This window comes from Streptomyces sp. NPDC045470 (assembly GCF_040646595.1).
Lineage (GTDB): Bacteria > Actinomycetota > Actinomycetes > Streptomycetales > Streptomycetaceae > Streptomyces.
In genome coordinates, this window is sequence record NZ_JBEZAN010000062.1 from 1 (window position 1) to 1,165 (window position 1,165).

Below are 1,165 nucleotides of genomic sequence, written 5' to 3' on the forward strand. Positions count from 1 at the left end.
CCTGGTAGTGCTTGTATCCCTTGTCGCTGAATCGGTGCCAGGCGTCCTTGCTCATGCCGTGCAGGGCAAGGGTCCTGGCGCGGGCGATCCGAGCGGCGTCGCGGCCGACGATCATTCCGCCTTCGCCGGTCACGACGTTCTTGGTGACGTAGAAGCTGAAGCAGCCGAAATCGCCGAAGGTGCCGGCTTTGGCGCCGCGGTATTCGGTTTCGATCGCGTGCGCGCAATCCTCGATGACCAGCAGATCGTGCTTTCGCGCGATCGCCATGATCCGGTCCATGTCGCATGGGCGCCCGGCGAAATGCACCGGCAGGATCGCGCGGGTGCGCGGAGTGATCGCCGCCTCGATCGCATCGGGATCGATGTTCTGGGTGTGCGGGTCGACATCGGCCAGCACCGGAACCAGGTCGGCGTGCAGGATCGAATTGACGGTCGCGCAAAACGTCAGCGGCGTAGTGATCACTTCGCTGCCGGCGGGCAGCCCGGCGGCGACCATGCTGACGTGCATCGCCGCGGTGCAGGAATTGACCCCCGCGACGAGTTGGGGAGCGACGCCCTTGTAGCTCGCGAAATCGGATTCGAACCGGGCCACGCGAGGACCGGTGCCCAGCCAGCCCGAGCGCAGGCAGGCTTCGACCTCGGCAATTTCCGGCTCCTGGATGTCCGGGGCGGCGAAAACCAGGAACGGCGGCTTGCTGTCTGTCGAGCTCATTGCGGGGCGTTCCCGGGATCGATGGGATGGGGGCGTGTGGCGCCGCTCGCGCTGGTGGATTCGAACGTCGCCGCGCCTTGCCGTTGGCGATGATCCACGCGGCCGGCGCTTGTCTGCAACTGGCGCTGTGTTGTCGTGGGCTGCCGGATCGCCGAGACGACCGCGCTCGCGCCGGCGTCGCAACCGCGGCGGCTTGCGCTTCGGCCCGGTGACTTCAGCCCGTTCACTTCGGCAACGCGGCCGCGGCGTCGTCCAGCATCTTTTGCCCGACCAGATCGCCGGGCCGGATCTTGAGCCGGATCTGCTCGATCATGGCGCGCGCCTGCGCGGGGTTTCCGTTGTGTGCGTAGGCTTGGGCCAGCAGGCCGCCGATTTCGGCCGAGCCGGACGCGCGCCATGCGAGTTCGGCCTGCGTCTGCGCCTGCGGCCACAGCCCCGCGCGGCTGTAAGCGA

Annotated in this window: 2 protein-coding genes; both read right to left on the reverse strand. The window is 67.9% G+C overall.

The genetic code is table 11. The features are described 5' to 3' along the window. The coding region (locus tag AB0A97_RS41650) for a DegT/DnrJ/EryC1/StrS family aminotransferase (protein WP_361161322.1) at positions 1–712 on the reverse strand (712 nt) is incomplete at its 3' end. Positions 713–935: 223 nt separating this feature from the next. Continuing rightward, positions 936–1,165, reverse strand: a 230-nt coding sequence (locus AB0A97_RS41655; RefSeq protein ID WP_361161324.1) for a hypothetical protein, incomplete at its 5' end; no start/stop codon positions are given.